This is a genomic window from Mucilaginibacter sp., assembly GCF_039207105.1.
Taxonomy (GTDB): Bacteria; Bacteroidota; Bacteroidia; order Sphingobacteriales; family Sphingobacteriaceae; genus Mucilaginibacter.
The window spans coordinates 9505-31823 of the sequence record NZ_JBCECK010000040.1; the positions used below are offsets into that span (position 1 = coordinate 9505).

Sequence of the window (22319 nt, forward strand, 5' to 3'; positions counted from 1 at the left end):
TCAAACATAATTCGGCCGATAAAGCCTCCATCAATGATGATAATATTGTTAATATATACGAGGGGCCGCAACATACCATATGGATAGAAACCCATAACGGCTTTTGTATTTATGATCCGTCCAGGGAAGAATTTAACAGTAACCTATTGTCCGTATTGCGTTCACTAAAACTTCCTCAGGTCGCTATCCGGAAGATAAAGAAAGACAGCAAAGGTAATTTTTGGTTTATTTATGATAGTGCCGGTGTCTACCGCTATAATGAAGCCAGCAATCGAACCTATCATTATGATCACAGCATAAGCTCGCAACCATCACTCTATGCCAACAATGTAGTTGATCTTGCTGAAGATTCAAAAGGTAATATATGGCTCGTGTATAATACTGGTGTGATAGAAACGATGGATAGTGAATTTGAACATATTACCTATAAAAAAGCAATTGTTACTCAAAAAACTGCGAAAAAGGTAGAGGATTATGTTATCAATATTGATAAGGACAACGATATATGGTTGTATGCCCCAGCGATTGACATGGGGATATATTATTTTAACCCCAGGGTAAATACAATCAAACATATTGATAAAGAAACGATTGGAGGTCGATTGAATAATAACAATGTTACAACTATTGTCCAGGCAGATGATGGTTTAATATGGATAGCTGCCGATCACGGTGGGATTAATATTTTAGACAAACGTGATTTTAAGGTTAATTATATCATGCACCGGGAGGATGATCCTAAATCATTAAAGCAAAACAGCACATTCCTTTATAAGGACAACACTGGCATTATATGGGCCGGCACTTATAAAGAAGGGATAAGCTATTATCACAAAGATATCCTCCGGTTTCCGCTTTATCGCCATTTCGCATCAGATCCCCGCAGTTTGAGTTTTGAGGATGTTGACAAATTTGCTGAAGACAAATCCGGTAATTTATGGATTGGTACCAATGGTGGCGGGCTGATTTACTTTAACCGCAAAACCGGTACGTACAGGCAATACAAACATAACCCGCAAAACAATAACAGCCTTGGGAATGATATCATCGTCAGCTTGTGTATTGATCATGATCAAAACCTATGGATAGGTACCTACTTTGGTGGGATGGACTCTTTCGATGGGAAAACCTTCACACATTACAGGCATAAAGAAAATGTTCCCTCCTCTATTGCAGATGACAGGATCTACAGCATTATTGAAGATTCATCTCACAAACTATGGGTGGGTACCTTCCAGGGAGGATTGGATGTTTTTGACCCTTTGACCGGGGTTTTTCATCACCAGTTTAATCAAACACAGATCAGGTCACCTTACATATCATCGGTTTATGAAGACAGGGCAGGCAATATCTGGGTGGGTGGCTATCGGGGTGTGGATAAAATAACAAAGAAAAACGGATATATTGTTCATTATATACATAATGCTAATGTACGCAACAGCCTTATTAGCAACAATGTGAATAGTATTATTGAAGACAGCCGGGGCCTGATATGGATAGCCACAGGGGATGGACTTAGTATACTGGATCCAAAGACCAACCAATTTACTTCGCTGGGAAAAAAGAACGGGCTGCCGGATAATGCCGTATTAAATATTTTGGAAGATAACGATCATCACATGTGGATGAGTACTTCCGGAGGGCTTTGCAGGATAGCGCTTATCGCTACGGCTAACGGTTACCTATACCAGTTTAAAACATTTGACGAAGCTGATGGGCTGCAGGCACGGGAGTTTAACATCAATGCCGCCCTTAAAACCAGTAAAGGAGAATTGATATTCGGGGGAGGACACGGTTTTAATATGTTCGATCCCCGGAGCATCAAGACTGTTGTAAACAAACCAAAGCTGATCTTTACTGACCTTCAGCTGCTCAATAAGAGTGTAGCAGCAGGGGAGGAAGTAAATGGCCATGTTATCCTTACCAGGGCCATGTCGGCAACCAATTCCATCACGCTTCATCATAGTGAAAACGTTTTTACTATTGAATTTGTCGCGATTAACTTTTTCAATCCCAACAAAATAAAGTACCAATACATGCTGGAGGGCTTTGATAAAGGATGGGTTAATGCCGATAATGCTACCCGTAAAGCAACCTATACTAACCTTGATGGAGGGAATTATAGGTTCAAAGTACGCACTTCCAATGCAGCCGGTAGTTGGAACGCTGATGAGATCAATCTACATATCAAGGTAGATCCACCATTCTGGAAATCAACTATAGCGTATGCTATTTATATCTTTTTGTTATTAGGAGGAACATTACTTATTCGACATCGGGGTATTCAAAAGATAAAACGGGAGTTTGCTGCCGAACAGGAGAAAAAGCAGACGCAGCTTATTATTGAACAGGAAAGGAAGGAAATTGAGCGGATGTATGAGGTGGATAAACTCAAAACTAAATTTTTAACCAATGTGAGTCACGAGTTCCGGACACCGCTGTCGCTCATTATTGCGCCGGTAGATAAGATGTTGAATCAAGCCGATAATGCCGAACAGCAACAGCAGCTGAACATGATCAGGAAAAATGCCCGACGACTACTGAATCTGGTTAACCAACTGCTTGACTTCAGGAAGATGGAGGTGAGGGAGCTGAAACTGCACACCAAGCCTGGAGACATCGTTAAATTTATCAAAGAGATCAGTCTGTCGTTTATAGATATAGCAGATGAAAAAGGGATAGGTTTTGTTTTTGACACAGAAGTAGACGGTCTCAGGACATGTTTCGATCATGATAAAATAGAACGCATCCTTTTTAACCTGCTTTCTAACGCGTTTAAATTTACTCCTGCCGGCGGACATGTAAGCGTGTTGATCGGTATGGTTAACGAAATACCACCTCAACAATTAGCTCAGATAGAGATCAAAGTTATAGATAGCGGTATTGGGATCGAGAAAGATAAGCAGGAACGGATTTTTGATCGGTTTTTCCAAAATAACCTGCCAGGTTCGATGTTAAACCAGGGTAGTGGTATTGGACTGGCAATTACCAAAGAGTTTGTAAATATGCATCAGGGTGAGCTATTCGTTGAGAGTGAGCCAGACCATGGGAGTTGCTTTACCGTTAGGTTACCGATCTCTTTCACTGAATCAGGAGATGTAGAAATACACGTGGATGACGAATTAATGGCCCCTTCTGTAGTCCCGAAAAATACAGATAATACCAAAAATCTTTCAAATAGCAGAAAAAAACAAACGGTCTTGCTTGTGGAAGATAATGAGGATTTCCGGTTTTACCTGAAAGACAACCTCAAAGAAATGTTCCACATCATTGAAGCCACTAATGGTAAAGAAGGATGGCAGAAAGCACTGGCCTTGCATCCTCATATTATGGTGAGCGATATCAGTATGCCTGAAATGAACGGAAAGGAACTCTGTCGTAAGATAAAGGGTGACAATCGTACATCACACATTCCGATCATCCTGCTTACCGCCCTTGTAGGTGAGGAAGAAGAATTGAAAAGTTTAGAGATTGGTGCCAACGACTATATGACCAAACCGTTCAATTTTGAGATTCTCATTTCTAAGATAAAAAATCTGCTCAACCTGCAGGCTACTTTCAAAAAGACCTATGCGCGCCAGCTGGAGGTGCAGGTAAATGAGCCAGCTATTGCTTCAGTTGATGAAAAATTTGTGAAGGATATTGTGACCTACATAGGAGAAAATATGCTTACCCCGTCACTTTCGGTAAACGAACTGAGTAAGCATATGGGTATGAATCGCAATACGCTTTATAAAAAGCTGCTCACTATAACTGGTAAAACACCAGTGGAATATATCCGGCTGTTAAGGCTGAGGAAGGCAGCCTATTTACTGGAGCATAGCCAAATGAATATAACAGAAGTATCCTACGAGGTCGGTTTCAATACTCCGCAGTATTTTGCCCGTTCTTTCAAAGAAGAATTTGGCATGCTTCCATCTGAATTCGTGCTTCAGAAACGCCGGCGACAGCAAGAGCCAACTGTAAATTCTGATTAAAGCCTGTAGCTTATATTGATTTTCTATTGTAGGCCAGGTTGTTAAGTCTTTGTAAACATTTGTTACATCCTTAATTACAAATGTTCCCTGCATTTTGCTGGGTTGCTGATACCTTCACTTCTGTATAAACCCAATGTTTCATCCGGCAATTTCATGATCTTAAAATGATCTGCAACGCATGTATGTGGGCACATATGGGAGAGGCGTCCTTTACGAAGATATCAATTAACATTTATCAGTTTTATCAAAAATATATACAACCATGTCACACAGTAATTTCTACTTTTATCATCATAAAGTATGGATCATTTTAATGATGCTTACCGGCATCCTCTCAACAAGGCAAGCGCAGGCTACAGTACAGAATTTTAAAAAGGAGCAGGATGGTGTTTTATTCCATTTGGATAAAGGTCTTCTTAAAATTAAGATTTGCAGCGCTGATATCATTGAAGTGAAATACACCATATTCAATATATTTCCAGAAAAAGAATCACTCGTTGTTAATAATAAATGGGCCCAGTCAACGGTTTTTAAGGTTGCAGACATAGGTGACAATATTATCATCAGCACTTCACGTTTAAAAGTGATTGTTGATAAAGCAACCAATGCCATAAGTTACCTGACACCGGAGGGTAAACTGATTACCTCCGAAAATAAGAAAGATAGCAAAATGATGGTTGCTGCAACCATAGCAGGCATCAGTACTTACAATTGCACAACATCGTTCAACTCCCCGGCGGCTGAAGGACTATTTGGTTTGGGCTGCCATCCGCTGGACTCCCTTTCCATCGATTATAAAGGCCGGGATCAGGATATGGCCATTAAATATCTTACCGGCGCTATCCCGGTCCTGCTTTCAACCAGGGGGTATGGATTGCTTTGGGATAACTACTCGGCTTCCAAATTCTATGGAGCCGAAGATAACAATACAAAATTTAGCTATACATCAGAAAGCGGCAAACAGGTTGATTACTACTTCTTTTATGGACCTGATTTTGATCAGATCATTAATCTTTACCGTACAACAACCGGTAAAGCGCCCATGTTTGGTAAATGGGCATTCGGCTTGTTCCAGTCTCAGGACAGGTATATGAGCGAGGCTGAAATACTTCAAGTTAAAGACAACTATCGTAATAATAAGATTCCGGTAGATGTGATTGTACAGGATTGGTATTATTGGGATCCGTTGCCGATTGGCTCGCACATCATGAAACCGGAACGTTATCCTCATCCTAAAAAGATGATCGACGAGCTGCACAAGGCGAATTTGCATGTAATGATATCCATTTGGCCGGTATTTGGTAAAGGTACACCAAATTATGATGCACTCCAGAAAATAGGGGGCTTAACCGGCATAACGTGGGACAACATAGTGACTCATACCTTTGATACGTATTATGATGCCCATAATCCCAAAGCCCGAGAGCTTTATTGGGATCAGGCCCGTGACAGCCTGATTAAACGCTATGACTGGGATGCCTGGTGGATTGATCAGTGCGAGCCCGATAACGGTCTGTTACTTGACGAGCGCCGTAAAGCCACATTTTACACAGGAAAGGGTATAGATTATTTCAACACTTATTCACTTGAGCATACTAAAGGAGTTTATCAGGGGTGGCGCAGGGATATTCCAGGCAAAAGGGCTTTCTTTTTAGTAAGACAATCGTTTGCCGGGGAGCAGCGGAACGCTTCAACCCTGTGGTCGGGGGATATAGAGTGTACTTTTGAGAATTTTAAAAATCAGGTGCCGCAAGGTATCAATGCCTGTGCGTCTGGTCTTCCTTACTGGACGTCAGATATCGGTGGCTACCATTATCACTGGGGAGTACCAGATTGGTCAAGGCCCGAGAACCGCGAGTTATTTACCCGTTGGTTTCAGTTCGGTGCCTTTTCGCCTATTTTCCGTATTCATGGAAAAGGGGAACGTGCACTGTTCTCCAATAATTGGGATGATAAAACCAAGACCATTCTTTTAAAATATGATCAGCTGCGTTATCGCTTGCTGCCCTACATTTACTCCCTGGCCGGACGCGTAACACAGGAAAACTATACCATGATGCGTAGCCTTGCATTCGATTTCAGGAACGATACAAAAGTTTACACTATTCCTGATCAATATATGTTTGGCCCCGCGTTTATGGTGAATCCCGTAACTGAACAATTATATACCGGCAGTAAGGCTTCGGCTGGGAAGAACACCCGGAATGTATATTTTCCTAAAGGTACCCAATGGTATGATTTCTGGACTGGCAAAGTGTACAGCGGGGGCGAAACAATTGCCGCCCAGGCGCCTATTGAAATAATGCCCTTATATGTAAAAGCGGGTTCAATTATTCCGATGGGGCCAATATTGCAATATGCTACCGAAAAACCTGATGACACCATTGAGCTCCGGATTTACCCTGGCGCCAATGGGGAGTTCACTTACTACAGCGATGAAAATGATAATTACAATTATGAGAAAGGCCGGTTTTCAACCTTTAAATTGAGTTATGATGATAGTCGTCACCAGCTCACTATATCAGATACAAAAGGCAATTATGCTGGTATGCTGAAACAGCGGAAATTTAATATCGTACTGGTTAATGGCAGGCATGGAGTAAATATAGACGAAGTCACTCAAGCTGATAAAACCGTAAGCTATACCGGTAAAGCTCTTATCGTTAAATTATAAGGTATACCTGTATTCATTTAAATAAAAATATACCTAAAAAATAATATATAAGATGCAGGGAAAGACTTGGATTTCGATGTTGTTGATCGTGCTGTATGGGTTGACAGTGAATGCCCAAAAAATGGGTGAAAGAGAAATCACGGTAAATGTCAATCAGGTGAAAGGGACGTTTCCTAAAAGTGGCAACTTGTGTGTCGGAGCCGGGCGTGCCAATGAAGGCTTGCGGGCCGATTGGCAACGGCAATTGAAAATTGCACATCATGAATGCGGTTTTAAATACATACGCTTTCACGGCTTGTTATCAGATGATATGGGTGTTTATTTTGAGGACAAAAACGGAAATGCTACCTACAATTGGCAATACATTGATGAGCTGTTTGACTATTTACTGAAAATAAACATGAAGCCCTTTGTGGAGGTAGGCTTTATGCCGGGAGCACTGGCAAGCGGCAGTAAAACGATCTTTTGGTGGAAGGGTAATGTTACCCCGCCAAAAGATTATCAAAAGTGGAACAATTTAATCAAAGCCCTGCTCTCGCACTGGACACAACGTTACGGGAAAGCCGAGGTAGCTACCTGGTATTTTGAGGTCTGGAACGAGCCAAATTTAAAAGACGGTTTTTTTACCGGCACCCAGCAGGATTACTTCAAGCTCTATAAAGAAACAGCAGGTTCTATTAAAAGCATATCTGACAGTTATCGTGTAGGCGGACCTGCTACCGCGGGTAATGCCTGGGTGCCAGAAATGATTGATTTTTGTGTACAGCAGAAAGCACCAATTGATTTTATTAGTACACATGACTACGGGGTAAAACAAGGTTTCCTGGATGTTAGTGGTAATGCTGGTACTATACTGAGCAAGGATAGGAATCAGATTGCTAATGACATGCGCCACGTCAAAGAGCAGATCAAAAAATCAGCACGGCCGGATTTAGAATTGCATTACACGGAATGGAGCGCCTCTTACACGCCTGCCGATCCCATACATGACAGTTATCACGAGGCCGCTTATATTTTAAATGCCGTCAAATGGGCATCACCTGTTGTGAACTCCATGTCCTACTGGACGTTTACCGATATTTTTGAAGAAGCAGGCCCCCGGACTACGCCTTTCCACGGCGGTTTTGGATTAATGAATTACCAGGATATTAAGAAGCCGGCATATTATGCTTTTAAATACCTGAATCAATTGGGTGATACAGAATTGATGGCTGCAGACTCCAGCGCGATCATTTGTAAAGATACGAAAGGTAACCTACAGGCGCTGATTTGGAATTTTTCAATTGACGATAAGCGCGATTCTGTAAATAACCAGGTGTATTACAAACGGGACCTACCCACGAAGGCATTGCCTGAAATTAAATTCATCGCCCAAGGTTTAAAGGCTGGTAATTACAGACTACAGGTATTCCAGACAGGGTACGGAATAAATGATCCGTATAGTGCGTATCTAAAATTAGGGTCACCGACACAATTAACAGCCGAGCAGGTGAACATGATTAAACAGCAAAATGTTGATAAGCCGATCTTGCAAAACAACGTAAAGCTAAATGCCGGGGGCAAAATTGAAAAACATTTGCCTATGCGACAAAATGACGTGTTATTGATCACCCTGGACCGGATTAATTAACATGTAAGTATAATCGCGCTGATGATATCTTTGAAATTTAAGTTAATATACTGTATGTCAATTTGTTGTGTATATGTAAACATTTGTTACATCATTAATTACAAATGTTCCCTGCTTTTTTAGCTATGGCTGATATCTTCACTTCCCGATAATAAACCAATTATTTCATTCAGTGATTTCGTGATTAAGTAGGATACGCCAGCATCGTATCTAAAGTGGATCAATACCATCAAATTTTGACGTCATTTAAAATTAAGCACAAATCACACCGATGTTAAACTATGCAATCGATTGAAAAGATATTTGTAAGTATGTATCAAGATATTAATATGTATTGATATCATCCTGAGATATTAAACCGACTAAACTATGCAAGAAAACCAACCACCTTAACAATGGTCAACAATTAATCTAACCAACAATTATGAATCATTAACTAAATTATATGAAAAGAAATCTATTTTGTCGTATTTGTGCATCTTCTTTTTGTGCCCTGATCTTCATTGTTTTATCCCAAAGCGCGGTGCTCGCCCAGACTACTACACGAACCATATCAGGCGTGGTAATAGGTGCAGATGATAGCCAGCCACTTATTGGGGTGGGCGTAAAAATAAAAACAACTACAACCGGAACAGCCACAGATGTAAAGGGCGCATTCCATATCAAAGCCAAGACGGGAGATGTTTTGGTATTTACCTATATAGGCTATCAACCACAATCTGTTACAGTGAGCGAAGGCAACCAGATCTCTGTAAAAATGAGCCCAACGGCCAATTCGCTGGAGCAGGTTATTGTAGTGGGCTATGGAACCCAGATTAAAAAAGTAGTAACGGGAGCAACGGTACATGTCGGCGGAAGCGATTTGGCAAAAAATCATACATTATCGGTGGATCAGGCTTTACAGGGGCAGGCACCAGGCGTCCAGGTAACGTCAACCTCCGGCCAGCCAGGAGACGCTTTAAAAGTAAGGATCAGGGGTATCGGTACCATCGGTAATTCAAATCCTTTGTACGTGGTAGATGGTTTTCCCACCTATGATATTTCAAGTCTTAATCCCAACGATATTGAATCGTTGGATGTACTTAAAGATGCCGCCTCAACAGCAATTTACGGTACACGAGCTGCAAACGGTGTGATTTTAATTACCACCAAAAAGGGAAAAAATGGTAAAACACAAGTTACATTTGATGCTTACTACGGCTTACAGAATCCGGCAAAAAAGCTGGATTTGCTTGACGCGCATGAATATGGCATCATCATGAATGAAGCCGCTGTTAATTCAGGAAAAGCACCGATGTACACCCTTGACCAGCTTAACCAACTGGGAGCCGGAACGGATTGGCAGAAAGCGGTTACCCAGAAAAATGCACCTATAGGGAATTATAGTGTTGGTGCCGCAGGTGGTAATGACCGGTCTACGTATTCATCTTCTTTATCGTACCAAAAGCAGGATGGTATTATCGGTTTGCCTGGCAAATCCAATTTTGAACGGATATCGTTTAGAATGAATTCCGATCACAATTTGTATAAAGATATCATCAAGTTTGGTCAGAATTTGACCTATAGCCATAGTGCGCAAAGTAGCATTGGAACAGGCAATATTTACGGAAACTCTATACGAGGACTACTAAATACAAGCCCCACTTTTCCTGTTCGTAACCCGGATGGTACTTATGGGGTTTCAACGGTAAGTCCGGAGGAGGTAAATCCGGTTGCGGCCATTGATTACACTAATAATAACAGAACCATCACCGATCGTTTATTGGGCGATCTGTTTTTGGAAGCAACTCTATTCAAAGGGTTAAAATTTCGATCTGATTACGGGCTTGACCTTTCCTACAATTCTACCAATACATTTATACCTGTTTATTCTTTGGGTACTAATAATCAGAATACCAATTCTACGGCTACTCAGGGTTTGTACCGTAACACCCGCACAAACTGGGATAATTCACTTACCTATCAGAAATCAATTGGCAAGCATAACGTTACTGCATTGGTTGGTTCAACAGTACTGCGTGAGACTACATTTTATGTAAGTGGCAGTAAGCAGGACTTAACTATTCCGGATTTTGACCATGCCATCATAGACAATGGTACGAATGATGCAACCCAAAGAGCATTCGGTGGCATCACGGTTCCGGAGCATAATATACTTTCCTACTTTGGCCGTATAAATTATAACTATGACGAAAAGTATCTGTTAACCGCCATTGTGCGGCGCGATGGCTCCACTAATTTTGGCTCAAATAATAAGTATGCCACTTTTCCTTCGGTATCGGCTGGCTGGGTAGTAAGTAGTGAAGGTTTTTTAAAAAATGCCAAATGGCTTGATTTTTTCAAGATCAGAGCTGGTATCGGCCAGAATGGTAATGATAATGTGCCCACGAGCAATTATTACGCTTATCTGGCTACAGTTAGCTCCACCTACAACTCTTATTATTTTAATGGGGTAAAATCAACCGGAACGGTTCCTAATAAAATACCGAACCCCGATTTGAAATGGGAAACTTCACAGCAGGCAGATATCGGTTTTGACGCGACTATCCTAAGAGACCTGAACGTTACTTTTGACTGGTACAACAAGACGACAAAAAACTGGCTTATAGTGGCTCCTGTGCCGGCCATTGTAGGTACAGGTGCTCCTACTGTTAACGGTGGCGATGTGTCTAACAAAGGCATTGAATTAGCGGTTAATTATCAACACAAGTTTGGTGCTCTTTCGCTCGGTATAGGAGGAAATATAGCCTACAATAAAAACCGGGTTACCGATATAGCCAATCCGGAAAAAATAATACATGGTGCAACCGGCGTGCTCACGGCAAGCACAGATGAGTTTTATCGCGCGCAGGTTGGTTATCCGATCGGTTATTTTTACGGATTAAAAACTGACGGACTTTTCCAGACACAGCAGGATGTGAACGCATATGCCAAAAACGGAACCTTAATTCAACCAGGAGCGCAGCCAGGGGACGTGCGTTTCGTCGATTTAAATGGCGACGGCAAAATTGACGCAAACGACAAAACGATGTTAGGTGACCCTAACCCCCATGAAACTTTCGGCTTTAACCTCAACGCCGGCTATAAAGGTTTTGATATATCCGTACAGCTGAATGGTGCTGCTGGCAATCAGATCGTAAACGGTATCCGCACTACGGACCGGTATTATTCCAATTACACAACTGCCATTTTAGGACGCTGGACAGGTCCGGGAACATCCAATACCATTCCCCGGGTAACGCAGGCAGACGAGGCTAATAACAATTATGGCCGGTTTTCCGATCTGTACATTGAAAACGGGAATTTTTTAAGGGTAAAAACCATCAATATCGGCTACGATTTTAAAAAGGGGCTGTTAAAAGACCTCCCCGTACAGCAGTTTCGTTTGTATTTGTCCGGCACAAACCTATTTACTTTCACAAAGTATCAGGGTCTTGATCCCGAAGTAGGTTATGGTAATGATGGATGGGCATCGGGTACTGATTTAGGATATTACCCACAGCCACGTACAGTATTGCTGGGTTTAAGTGTGAAATTTTAACATAAGATAACCATGAAAAAATTAATATATATAATAGTTCTTTTACTGTCGGTTAGTTCATGTAAAAAAGGTTTACTGGATACCACGCCCATTAATCAAAAAGGGATCGATGATTTTTATAAAACTCCCGATGATGCTTTTCAGGCACTGGTGGCGGCGTACAGCGTACTTGATTGGAGCGGGTTTGGCAATATTACACTCACCAGTGAGATTGCCTCTGATAATTGTTTTGGCGGCGCGGGTGCCGGAGACGCCAATGTGAGGCAATGGGATCGTTTTGAGCCATTAACTGATCACAATACAGATGCCTGGACAAAATACTATACCGGTATTTACCGGGTTAATGTGTTGCTACAAAACATCGATAAGGTTGATTTTGGTGCAAATACTGCTTTAAAAACACGATATATTGCAGAAGCTCATTTTCTGCGCGCTTATTTCTACTTTGATTTGGTGCGTATGTTTGGTAATGTGATTTTACTCACAGCCCCGGTTGAACCCGGTAAGTATAACCAGCCTCAGGCCAATCCTGACGATGTTTATAAATTGATAACCACTGACCTGAAATCGGCAGCTACTGATTTAGCCGCTACTCCATATGGCTCTATTCCAGCAGCCGAATATGGCCGCGCCACAAAATGGGCAGCTGAATCCTTATTGGGCCGTGTGTTTTTGTATTATACAGGTTATTATACCAAAACAGACCTGGTGGGGCAGGTAACCAGACAGGATGCTATCAAACTGATTGATGATGTTATTAATAATAGCGGTCATGCCTTAGTGCCCAAATATGCCAATCTTTTCAGGGCGTCCGGAGGGGCCGATTTTGCAGGTCAGAACAATGTGGAGGGTGTTTTTAATATCCAGTACACTTATTTAGGTTTAAAAGATTATAACCAGCAAAATGGTAACAGGTGGCAGGTTTTAATCGGTATAAGAAGCCAGGTACTTTTACCTTATTACAAAGGCTGGGGGTTTGCAACCGTAAATCCTAAATTATGGAATGCTTTTGCCGCTGACGATCCGCGCCGCGGCAATTCAATTATCTCCATCTCGGGCGAAAATTTAACCAGTCAATATGTATTAGGGGATCAGTCGCAATATACGGGGTATTTTTGCAAAAAATATACGCCTTTAAATGCCGGAAAACCAGAAGATATGGGCGGCGACTTTCAGATTGACAACTATGATAACTACGTAGCCATACGCTTTGCCGACGTTCTTTTAATGGGAGCAGAATTGAATTTATCAACCAATCTTTCCGTTGCCCAGAACTATTATAACAAAGTTCGTGACAGGGCTTTCCAGGATGCGAATCATCATAAAACCCTAACTCCTGATGCTTCTGGGCTTCAGTTAATCATGGAAGAGCGTCGTTTTGAATTGGCGTTGGAAGGCCAGCGTTACTGGGATTTATTACGACAAGGATTGACAGTAGCAAAGCAAGCTATTGATAACGCTGGCATGGGTACCGATTTCAATGTTAATTTTCGTACCGAGACAAAAGGTCTGTTGGAAATACCACAAACTCAGATCAGTCTGTCGGCAGGAAGCCTGAAACAGAACCCCGGTTATTAATTCAATTATTTCACCAATAGAAGAAAAAAATGAAGATTTTAAAGAATATCGGGTTATTTATAGGGGCCACCTATTTGATGACCGCCTGCAGTCCGAAAGAAAACAGAAAAAGTCTTGGAATGCCTATCGCAAAAAACGAGCTGAAGTTTTCAGTTACCCAGCAAGCAGGATACGATAACATCATCATGGTTAAAAATAACACACCGGGGATTATTCCATTCTGGGAGTTTGGCAACGGGATCTCTAATAAACAACAGGATACTACTGTTTTACCGTTCGCCGGAGAATTTTTTATCAAATTCACAGCTTACTCCCAGGGCGGCCCGGTATCCGATTCGGTAAAAGTGAAAATTTCAAAAAACGATGCTAACTATTTTAAAAGCAAGATGTGGAATTTACTCACTAATGGAACCGCTGGCAAAACCTGGGTATGGGCCGCGGATAATCCTACCGGTTGGGTTCATGGCAATGGCCCTCAGGACGCTGTTGTTCCTCAATGGTGGCAGGTACCGGCATCTGGTTTAGGGGATGACCTGAATGATGAGATGACGTTTAACACCAATGGAAATGCCAATTATTCAAAAGTTACAGGCAAAGGCCAGACAAAAGGTATTTTTACTTTGGATACGTTGAATAAAACACTAAAAATCACAGGGGCTGATATTAGCGAAGGCAGCGGAAATAGCACATTATACAATATTGCCAAGTTAACCGATAATGAGTTAACCATTGTGCAAATAGGAAACGGTTTCAGCAATCAGTGGCTATTCAAAAGAAAGGGATACAAATATTAACTTTGTTATCGTGAGTCGGCAAATAATACACTTTGCCGGCTCAACTTTTGTTTTCAAGCCATATTCTAAATCAGTTTCCCCAGCTTTTGAAAACATTAACATGAGGTCCAACCATTTTAACCATGTACCAACTTGTGATCGTAACCGTACAGTCTGGATAATGAGTTTTAACTAATTTGCTTTTATAAATAATTACCGTTGAAATAATGAAAATGTTAAACAAAACATTAACTATTGGGCTGATTTTATCTCTGTTGAGTCTGCATGTCCTCGCGCAAATACCCCGGATTGTAGAAAAGGATGGCCGTCATGCTTTGTTGGTTGATGGGAAGCCATTTTTCATTCTGGGTGGGCAGGCCCACAACTCCAGCGGTTGGCCGGGAATGATGCCCGAACTTTTTTCGGCTGTAAAGACAATGCATCTTAATACTGTAGAAATACCGATTTATTGGGAACAGGTAGAGGCAAAGCCCGGGAAATTTAACTTTTCATTGGTGGATACGCTACTTGCCCAGGCAAGAGCACACCAGGTGCGTTTGGTCATATTATGGTTCGGCACCTGGAAAAATGGCAGTAATCATTACATGCCGGAATGGATGAAACGGGAAGCCGCAAAGTATCCAAATATTACAGGAAGCAAGGGACAGGCGATTGATTCGCCATCGCCTATCGCGAAAACTACGCTTGAAGCAGATATAAAAGCCTTTACGCAAGTAATGCATCATTTAAAACAAGCTGATCCGCAGCATACGGTAATTATGGTGCAGGTAGAAAATGAAGCGGGAGCATGGGGCAGTGTACGCGACTATTCGCCCGCGGCCCAAAAACTATTCCAAGCTGCTGTCCCTCCACAGCTATTGCAGCCTGAAGTACTTAACTCATTAAATGTGCCTGTAGTGGCTTCCGGTACCTGGCAACAAGTATTTGGCGATCGCGCTGACGAATATTTTCAGGCCTGGTATGTAGCCAGTTTTATTGGCAAAGTTGCCGCTGCCGGAAAAGCAGAGTATCCATTACCAATGTATGTAAATTGCGCACTGCGTGAACCATTTAGCAACCCTACTGCCGATACCTATGAAAGCGGTGGGCCTACAGACAATGTGATTCCGATATGGAAGGCTGCAGCACCGGTTATTGACTTGCTGGCACCGGATATTTATCTGCAGGGCAGTAAGAAGATATTGAAAGTAATTGAACTTTATGATCGCCCCAATAATGCACTGTTTGTACCCGAAGCGGCGCTCTCTTTTGCAAATGCAAAATATCTTTATGAGGTGATAGGACGTGGCGGTATTGGCTTCTCACCATTTGGAATTGATGCTAACGTACCAGAGGGACAGCCTGCTGAAACCAGCGAAAGGCTTGCACCTTTTTCGCGTGATTACGTTGTTATTGCGCCAATGATTCGTGTACTATCCGAATGGGCGTTTGAGGGGAAAATTAAAACGGCAATTGAACGGGAGGATCATGCTGAGCAAACTATCGATGTTGGTACCTGGAAAGCCGTTGTTTCTTTCGGCTCAACAAGAGCGAATGCAGATCAAGTGAATAGAGAGCCGAATGGGAAAATCATGATTGTACAATTAGACACCAACAAGTTCATATTGATTGGCAGCCTTTGTCATATCACTTTTCAACCAGCCAGGCAGCATACAGGAAGCGCCTGGCAATACCTAAAGGTAGAAGAAGGAAATTACGAGAACGGTATATTCAAACCGCTGCGTATCCTTAACGGCGATGAGACAGATTTTGGCGGCCCGCGTTTTGGCGCTGGTCCCATTGTTCTGCAAGCTGAATTGATAACCAGATAATCGTTAAAAACTATAGATACATATGAAAAGTAAGAGGGCACCAATAAAGATATTTTCAGTCTTTTTTAGTGCTTTTTAGTCTGTTTTTAGCAATTAAATAACTGTAAATAAATTATTAACGCTTAAATACGCCACGAAATAAAAGTATACTTCAGGTTAAGAAATAGGGGCCATAAGTGGTGTATTTTTAAGAATTACTATAAAAGTAAAAAAAAACTCTAAATCAATGATTTATAGACTTATACGAAGTCTTTCATTCGTTTTTAGTGCATAAATGGGCGTTTCTCGAACCATTTTTAACTGATTTAAAGCTGGTTTATTCATTATCAATGTAAGATTAGCCATACCCGGAAAATATGTTGAATTGGCACCCCTTGAGCTTGTTGATTTTCGGGCTCGTATTGGTGTAGTTGATGATTTGAAAAACTGAAAAAGAATGTCTTTATCAGACTTATGGCAAATTTAACACACGTTGATGCAATAAAATGCATTTATATTTTTTTTAACTTTGTAATTGTTACAATTGCATCTGACGGTGTATTATTGGAAATTATAGGCATCATAAAGCGGGAAGAAATTGGCATACAACGTAACATCGAAATCAGAATGCGCTACAAATCCTGGGGCATGTGCAGTGGAACTTGCCTTAGCAACTATTAGCGGTAAATGGAAACTGCGGATGTACGCCTTGATACGTAAGGAACAGCCGGCACGGTATTGCCTGATCAATAATCAGTTGAACGATATCTCTGAAAAAACACTTTCTGCGCAATTGAAAGAAATGGAGCGTGATGGAATTATAGTTCGAATAGTATATCCGGAGGTGCCACCCAGGGTTGAATATCGTTTGACCGAGTTAGGCGAATCGTTGCAAGTTGTGTTTGAAGCATTAAATAACTGGGGGAAAGCATATATCAATGACAGAATCATGCCTGAAAGCAGCGAATAAACTATCTGCAACATGCTTTGTCACAGTCTATACCGACTTTCCACATTTAGGGATGAAAATACTGCACCTGTTTTTTTCATGTTCATTTACGCTATCTGATATCGGGAACAAAAGGCCTTATTGCTATTTATCTATTTTAGTAAGTTAAAGCACTTGCAACAGTCTCAACAATTACAATCGCGCAGCAAATAGATAAGTAATAAGAGTTAGATCTTAAAATTATAGGCTAACTTGATGTTTTAACTGAGCATCAAGTTTTTTGTTTTTGTGACGCAATTCTTGAGAGCTATTACCTCACGACTTCTCATTTTCTGTTCAAAACCATGCCTGTACTCTTTATTTCTTTATTTGGTTGTCGGTATTATGCTTTTCCTTTTCTTACCTCCAAAGCATAAACAAAAGCTTGCGGGATTTAAATCAATGATTAATGTTAAAGTACTGTCATAAATACAACCTTGTATTAAAATTCCATTTTTTTAATACTTTGATTCTCAACATAACTTACCTGAATTTCAGTGACTGAAATTCAGGTAAGTTATTGATGCTAAGGTTAGTAATGTATTTTTTTGCACTAAACAACAGCGTATAACGCAAAAAACAACATGAAAAAAAATTCTTTATTTGATTCTTTTATCCTGGGATCGCAGCAATTAAATAACCGGGTAATTATGTCGCCGATGACCAGGACACGGTCTTCAGCCGGTGATGAGCCCAATGCATTAACGGCAAAATATTATGGACAGCGGGCCAGTGCCGGTCTAATCATCACGGAAGCTGTTAATATCGCGCCGCATGGTAAAGGCTATCTTTGGACGCCGGGTATTTATACAACAGGCCAGATTGAAGGATGGAGGCATGTAACCGATCAAGTTCATGACAATGGCGGAAAGATCTTCGCACAGATCTGGCATGTCGGACGGATGTCCCATGTATCCATGATGCCCGGTGGAGAGGCACCCTGGGGTGTTACCAATGAGCAAGCGGTAGGATGGGATGTATTTGCGCATGATGAGCATGGAAAATTAACGTTTGTCCCTGCCAGCGTCCCGCGCGAACTCCGTACGGATGAGATACCTGGCTTGGTAAATGATTTCAGAAATGCCTTTAAAAATATGAAGGAAGTTGGATTTGACGGTGTTGAACTTCATGCTGCCAACGGCTACATTTTCGAACAATTCATGAACGCAACACTCAATACCCGCACGGATCATTATGGCGGACAGACGGTGGGGGGTAGGCTGCGTTTTACACTTGAAGTTGTAGATGCCGCCATCGAAGTATTGGGAGCTGGTAATGTCGGCGTCAGGCTTTCACCATTCGGCACCTACAATGGCATCCCTGATAGCGATTTAATGGAGGAGACCTATTTTGCATTAATCCACGAACTTCAAAACAGGGGTATCGGGTATATACACTTGGTATATGAATTGCTTCCAAAAGGGAATATAGAACAGGCTGTTTTCGAGAATGAGACTTTGCCGGTTAAGTTACTTAAAAGAACACGTGATATTTTCAAGGGTGCGATCATCTGGTGCGGTGGCTTTAACCAGGAAAAGGCTCAGGATGCCTTGGACACTGGTTTGGTTGATCTGATCGCCTTCGGCAGGCCTTTCATTGCTAATCCCGATCTGGTTGAAAGATTCCGCCATAAGTGGCCAATCGCTGTAGCAGACCGCTCTGCGTTTTATACAAGGAATGGTGAGGTTGGTTATACGGATTTTCCTTTTTACAACGCAGGTTGAGGATTCAAAAGATATAAAGGGTGGTGGTGTGTTATGCTAAGTTTTTGTTTTTAGCTTTATACTACCAAAGACTCACCTTAGAATAAATAAAAGACTTGGCAAGGCAGTTTTAAAATAGAATGTCTTCCCAAGTCTTTTTGCTTTGAAGTTTTCAATCTTAATCAGATTTACGATGTCAGTTCCGTGTTCGGTAAGAAATGCTCAAATAGACTAAAAACCCCCATTTTGATTATCAAAATGGGGGGCCTCAGTGCGCCCACCTGGGCTCGAATCTATCTTTTTAAATAGCTTATTATCAATAACTTATAAATAAAGTCAATCTTCAGGTGCTTAGTTAGGTGCCCACTTTATTGACTGTTCAAATATACGAATTCAACTGCAAAAAGCATTGGACTAACAAAGTGTACAACGACAATCCTAAAAGTAATACGCCCAACAGCATAAAGGCGGAAAGAAATTTTATGACTGGCTGGGTCAGGAGATTAAGATTGACGGAATTACCCACATAGGGCGTGCTCATGCTTTGATGATACGGTTGTGGTGTATCGGAGATTATCGGGGTCTTAGCAGCGCCACCTGTTTTCACTAAAGATCATCAAAGCATAAGGAAACAGGGGGCGTTCCTGAGGCGGGCTATCGCCCGCCCCAGGGCATTTTTGAAAATAGGCGGATTGCTCCCCCTTAACAGCAACTAATTATAAATTAAAGCCTCGTTTCCCTGCGTTGCAAAATTACGGCAAAGATTAAAAGCGGTTTGCGCCCTTTGCCTGGCTGTGCCGTCTATGATAGATTTAAACTTAGCTTCATCACTTTTGAAACTGCGCACATTTTGGAAATAACCCGTCACGCTGTTATATGCGCCAAATACCGTTCCGGCTGTGGTTTCCATTTGCTGGGTCTGACTTCCTAAAGCGTATTCATAAACATTATCTACAATGTTCGTGTAGTGTGTAGATAGCAAATCTATTTGCCATCCGCTAAATTAAACAGACTTAACAGGTTATACGACTTTTTTCTGATCTTTTTGGTTCTGCTATCACCATTTGCAGCTGCATCTTTGACGACAGGCTGATATCCAGTCATTCCGATCTCATTAGGTCTCCCATTTATAAGTTTCCCCTTTATCAAATAGGTGCTAAGGCAGATTGATTTTACTAATAGTATGATGTTTTGCACTGGTAAAGAAAAGGACTTTCTCGCTATTAGATAAAGCAAGAGCGGTGGCGTCTACGTGAGTGGCCAAAACCGTAAGCACCGTAGGACAGCTCGTGCATCGGGTGACTAATTTGATGTCCCCTTTATCCGCCAGATATAACTTTGTTCCATCTTTATTTGCCGCGATATCAGTAAGGCCGTCGAAGGTTGAGGGTGTCAATATATTAAGCAGTGCACCTGAATGAGTGATCTCATAGATGCCCTTATCAGTTGTAATGAACTTATTATCATTAAGCGTCGTACTCATCGAAGTTCCGAATACGAGCGCAGAATCTGACTCTGCAACTACACCGCCTATGCCGTTTATCGGATCACCATTTGGCTTTATCGCTTCTAAACTAACGCCCGATATGCCGTCATAAACATTATTAACATACCAAAAAAAATCTCCTCCGGCGCTTTTACTGAGCCCTCCGGTATTGCAATGTTCACAAAAGGGAAAGCTAATATAATTTAACATACCTCCCTTAACTAATACTGTTGTACCCTGGTCGTTTAACGCTAATGTTCCGTCCTTAACTGCGGCTAAGCTGGATATGCCCACCAATTGGGTGTTTTTTATGACAGTGGATACAACACCGTTTAATATTTTTCGGACAGCTCCGTTTCGTTGATCCGCCACCAATAAAGTGCCGTCTGTATTAACAAAAATTCCATAAGGTTGATTAAATCTTGCACTTCCTCCCGCCGCATTAACGTATCCCGCATGGTCTTTCGACCCGGCTACAATCACGGGAACCAGCGAAGCGTTTTGTACCGCAGTTGCGTTACCTGTTGATGAAATTTCCGGAGCAGAGGGCGTGATTTCCTCGCTTCGTTTACACGCCGCCGCGATCAGCATCACTGCAAGCATAAATAAACAGTTTTTTTTCATGTTAAAATGGGTTGATGTGAAATAGATGTGTCGATGATTGGGCGTAGGGGAATCGCTTATATAAAGTTATCTCTAAATACTGATCATCGTTCGCTGGAATTAAATTTGTTCCTGATTGTGTAAAATACTGTTGAAGGCGTGTTGGAAACCAGGAGCCCCGCAAAATTTTGTTTGAACAATTCACGTTATTTTTATTGATATGGAGAAGGAAAAACAGGAAGAACTTTATAGCAAATTTAAGCAGGTGGTCACATGACCGCATCAGCTTTACAAAAATGGTTAAAAACTAAAGAATCGAAATCGGTTGCATGGGACAGCGGGGATGGGGAATCGATTGGTCACAAATCGGGAGAGCATATTATAAATATCCTGAAAAAAAAGAAAAACGAACTGATCGATGCAGACTACAAACATATGCAAAAAGTACATGGCTATGTCAAGCGTCATATGGCGCAAAAGCCCGAACATCCGAAAGATTCCAACTGGGATTATTCTTTAAAGAATTGGGGACATGATTATGCCAAAAGCTAAAGCGCCATTTGTGGGATGTAACCTGCATGATACATACGGACCAATGATTTTGGTGTGAGTACCTGTACCTTGTTGATCTCCGGAAATAACATTCCAGGATCGTATGCCGCAGGGTTCCAGCGATATAATTTTTCTGACTTTAATAGATACGGGACGGCATTTAAAATAATGAACGTACCATCTGGCAAAGTGGTCAAATTGTCTTCAAAAGTTATTTTAGAATTATCGTCTGTTATTCGTTCGGCATGCAAAATTTCATCTATTTGAGCCACGGGTGTTTTCATGTTAAATCCATATTCGGGATTGCCCTTCAGCCAAAATTCTTTAAACCGGAGATGATCCAAATACCTGCACTGAAAACAGGGGCGATGCCCGGCTGAATAGGCTGTAGCCTCATCCAGAAAACAATTCGGTCCAGCGATTAGGTTGCATGATTGCCCGATGTCTACCTCTGAACTCTAAAGCACATGTTATCCAAGGCTTTATTTTATAGGGCCGGATGATTTGTTTCTGTTCATTATGTAATACGCCTCTATTGCCGATCCACGCGCCACGCGCTGGTGTTTTGATAAGCGTACCAAATGGGTCTACCCGATTTTGCAACATATTAAAGTGATAGAGCGAAACTATATAGCAGGTTAAAATTCAGTATTGTTTATTGTTATCAAATTTAACGTTTATTCGCAGGGTAATTTCTAATTCGGTAGCTGCCGGTCATTATACCACTGTCAATATCTAAGAATGAACACGTGTTCAAGAATGTTTGTCTGGATAGGAAACAAGTAAAAATATTCTCAATGCATTAACGCGCTTTTCCGCAAACCGCCACCGGAATGCTGTTGATCGGTTTGGCATGCGAATTACTGCACTTACCCAGCGCGACGTAAATGATAATAAAAATAACGATGGTGGATAAACAACCACCTCCCAGTTTTTTTGCGCCCCAGGCAGCAATAATAGCCCTAAAGAATTTATTCATAACAGGATGTGTGTAGTTATTGAA

Annotated in this window: 14 protein-coding genes; 10 read left to right on the plus strand and 4 right to left on the minus strand. The window is 41.5% G+C overall.

Annotated elements, in window-relative coordinates; translation table 11 throughout:
- The 9 genes from AAGC65_RS10610 to AAGC65_RS10650 form a co-directional block, all read left to right on the plus strand.
- Positions 1-3977: two-component regulator propeller domain-containing protein (locus AAGC65_RS10610; RefSeq protein WP_343112421.1), on the plus strand; the 3977-nt coding region annotated here is incomplete at its 5' end.
- A gap of 262 nt (positions 3978-4239) precedes the next feature.
- Entirely contained in the window at positions 4240-6651 is a 2412-nt protein-coding gene (locus AAGC65_RS10615) for a glycoside hydrolase family 31 protein (RefSeq protein WP_343112422.1), read from the plus strand.
- A 121-nt stretch (positions 6652-6772) separates the two neighbouring features.
- A complete protein-coding gene (locus AAGC65_RS10620) occupies positions 6773-8281 on the plus strand; it encodes a GH39 family glycosyl hydrolase (RefSeq protein WP_343112423.1) in 1509 nt (502 codons plus the stop codon).
- A 445-nt stretch (positions 8282-8726) separates the two neighbouring features.
- Positions 8727-11822 (plus strand): TonB-dependent receptor, encoded by a 3096-nt coding sequence (locus AAGC65_RS10625; protein WP_343112424.1) that lies wholly within the window; start codon positions 8727-8729, stop codon positions 11820-11822.
- Between the two features lie 12 nt (positions 11823-11834).
- Positions 11835-13400 (plus strand): RagB/SusD family nutrient uptake outer membrane protein, encoded by a 1566-nt coding sequence (locus tag AAGC65_RS10630; protein WP_343112425.1) that lies wholly within the window; start codon positions 11835-11837, stop codon positions 13398-13400.
- A 29-nt stretch (positions 13401-13429) separates the two neighbouring features.
- Positions 13430-14194 (plus strand): hypothetical protein, encoded by a 765-nt coding sequence (locus tag AAGC65_RS10635; protein WP_343112426.1) that lies wholly within the window; start codon positions 13430-13432, stop codon positions 14192-14194.
- A 206-nt stretch (positions 14195-14400) separates the two neighbouring features.
- On the plus strand, positions 14401-16005 hold the full coding sequence (locus AAGC65_RS10640; RefSeq protein ID WP_343112427.1) for a DUF5597 domain-containing protein: 1605 nt from the start codon (positions 14401-14403) through the stop codon (positions 16003-16005).
- A gap of 577 nt (positions 16006-16582) precedes the next feature.
- Positions 16583-16954: a helix-turn-helix domain-containing protein gene (locus AAGC65_RS10645; protein WP_343112428.1), complete on the plus strand. Its 372-nt coding sequence runs from the start codon at positions 16583-16585 to the stop codon at positions 16952-16954.
- Between the two features lie 602 nt (positions 16955-17556).
- Positions 17557-18696, plus strand: a complete 1140-nt coding sequence (locus tag AAGC65_RS10650) for an alkene reductase (RefSeq protein ID WP_343112429.1) — start codon at positions 17557-17559, stop codon at positions 18694-18696.
- A 691-nt stretch (positions 18697-19387) separates the two neighbouring features.
- Here AAGC65_RS10650 and AAGC65_RS10655 read toward each other — a convergent pair.
- Together AAGC65_RS10655 and AAGC65_RS10660 are read right to left on the minus strand one after the other, a co-directional pair.
- Complete coding sequence (locus AAGC65_RS10655) at positions 19388-19657, minus strand: DUF932 domain-containing protein (RefSeq protein ID WP_343112430.1); 270 nt, start codon at positions 19655-19657, stop codon at positions 19388-19390.
- Positions 19658-19831: 174 nt separating this feature from the next.
- Entirely contained in the window at positions 19832-20785 is a 954-nt protein-coding gene (locus tag AAGC65_RS10660; RefSeq protein WP_343112431.1) for a hypothetical protein, read from the minus strand.
- Positions 20786-21037: 252 nt separating this feature from the next.
- Between AAGC65_RS10660 and AAGC65_RS10665 the strand changes: the two genes are divergently transcribed.
- On the plus strand, positions 21038-21316 hold the full coding sequence (locus tag AAGC65_RS10665; RefSeq protein ID WP_343112432.1) for a DUF3140 domain-containing protein: 279 nt from the start codon (positions 21038-21040) through the stop codon (positions 21314-21316).
- Here AAGC65_RS10665 and AAGC65_RS10670 read toward each other — a convergent pair.
- Positions 21313-21600 (minus strand): hypothetical protein, encoded by a 288-nt coding sequence (locus AAGC65_RS10670; protein WP_343112433.1) that lies wholly within the window; start codon positions 21598-21600, stop codon positions 21313-21315. The genes AAGC65_RS10665 and AAGC65_RS10670 overlap by 4 nt on opposite strands.
- Positions 21601-22118: 518 nt before the next feature.
- Positions 22119-22295, minus strand: coding sequence for a hypothetical protein (locus AAGC65_RS10675; RefSeq protein WP_343112434.1), 177 nt, complete (start codon positions 22293-22295; stop codon positions 22119-22121).
- Positions 22296-22319 lie beyond the last annotated feature (24 nt).

What these genes read in the sequence shown, in the direction of transcription:
- AAGC65_RS10615 (WP_343112422.1), top strand. Translation starts at nt 4,240, where the DNA reads ATGTCACACAGTAATTTCTACTTTTATCATCATAAAGTATGGATCATT.
- AAGC65_RS10620 (WP_343112423.1), top strand. Translation starts at nt 6,773, where the DNA reads ATGGGTGAAAGAGAAATCACGGTAAATGTCAATCAGGTGAAAGGGACG.
- AAGC65_RS10625 (WP_343112424.1), top strand. Translation starts at nt 8,727, where the DNA reads ATGAAAAGAAATCTATTTTGTCGTATTTGTGCATCTTCTTTTTGTGCC.
- AAGC65_RS10630 (WP_343112425.1), top strand. Translation starts at nt 11,835, where the DNA reads ATGAAAAAATTAATATATATAATAGTTCTTTTACTGTCGGTTAGTTCA.
- AAGC65_RS10635 (WP_343112426.1), top strand. Translation starts at nt 13,430, where the DNA reads ATGAAGATTTTAAAGAATATCGGGTTATTTATAGGGGCCACCTATTTG.
- AAGC65_RS10640 (WP_343112427.1), top strand. Translation starts at nt 14,401, where the DNA reads ATGAAAATGTTAAACAAAACATTAACTATTGGGCTGATTTTATCTCTG.
- AAGC65_RS10650 (WP_343112429.1), top strand. Translation starts at nt 17,557, where the DNA reads ATGAAAAAAAATTCTTTATTTGATTCTTTTATCCTGGGATCGCAGCAA.
- AAGC65_RS10660 (WP_343112431.1), bottom strand. Translation starts at nt 20,785, where the DNA reads ATGAAAAAAAACTGTTTATTTATGCTTGCAGTGATGCTGATCGCGGCG.
- AAGC65_RS10665 (WP_343112432.1), top strand. Translation starts at nt 21,038, where the DNA reads ATGACCGCATCAGCTTTACAAAAATGGTTAAAAACTAAAGAATCGAAA.
- AAGC65_RS10670 (WP_343112433.1), bottom strand. Translation starts at nt 21,600, where the DNA reads ATGAAAACACCCGTGGCTCAAATAGATGAAATTTTGCATGCCGAACGA.
- AAGC65_RS10675 (WP_343112434.1), bottom strand. Translation starts at nt 22,295, where the DNA reads ATGAATAAATTCTTTAGGGCTATTATTGCTGCCTGGGGCGCAAAAAAA.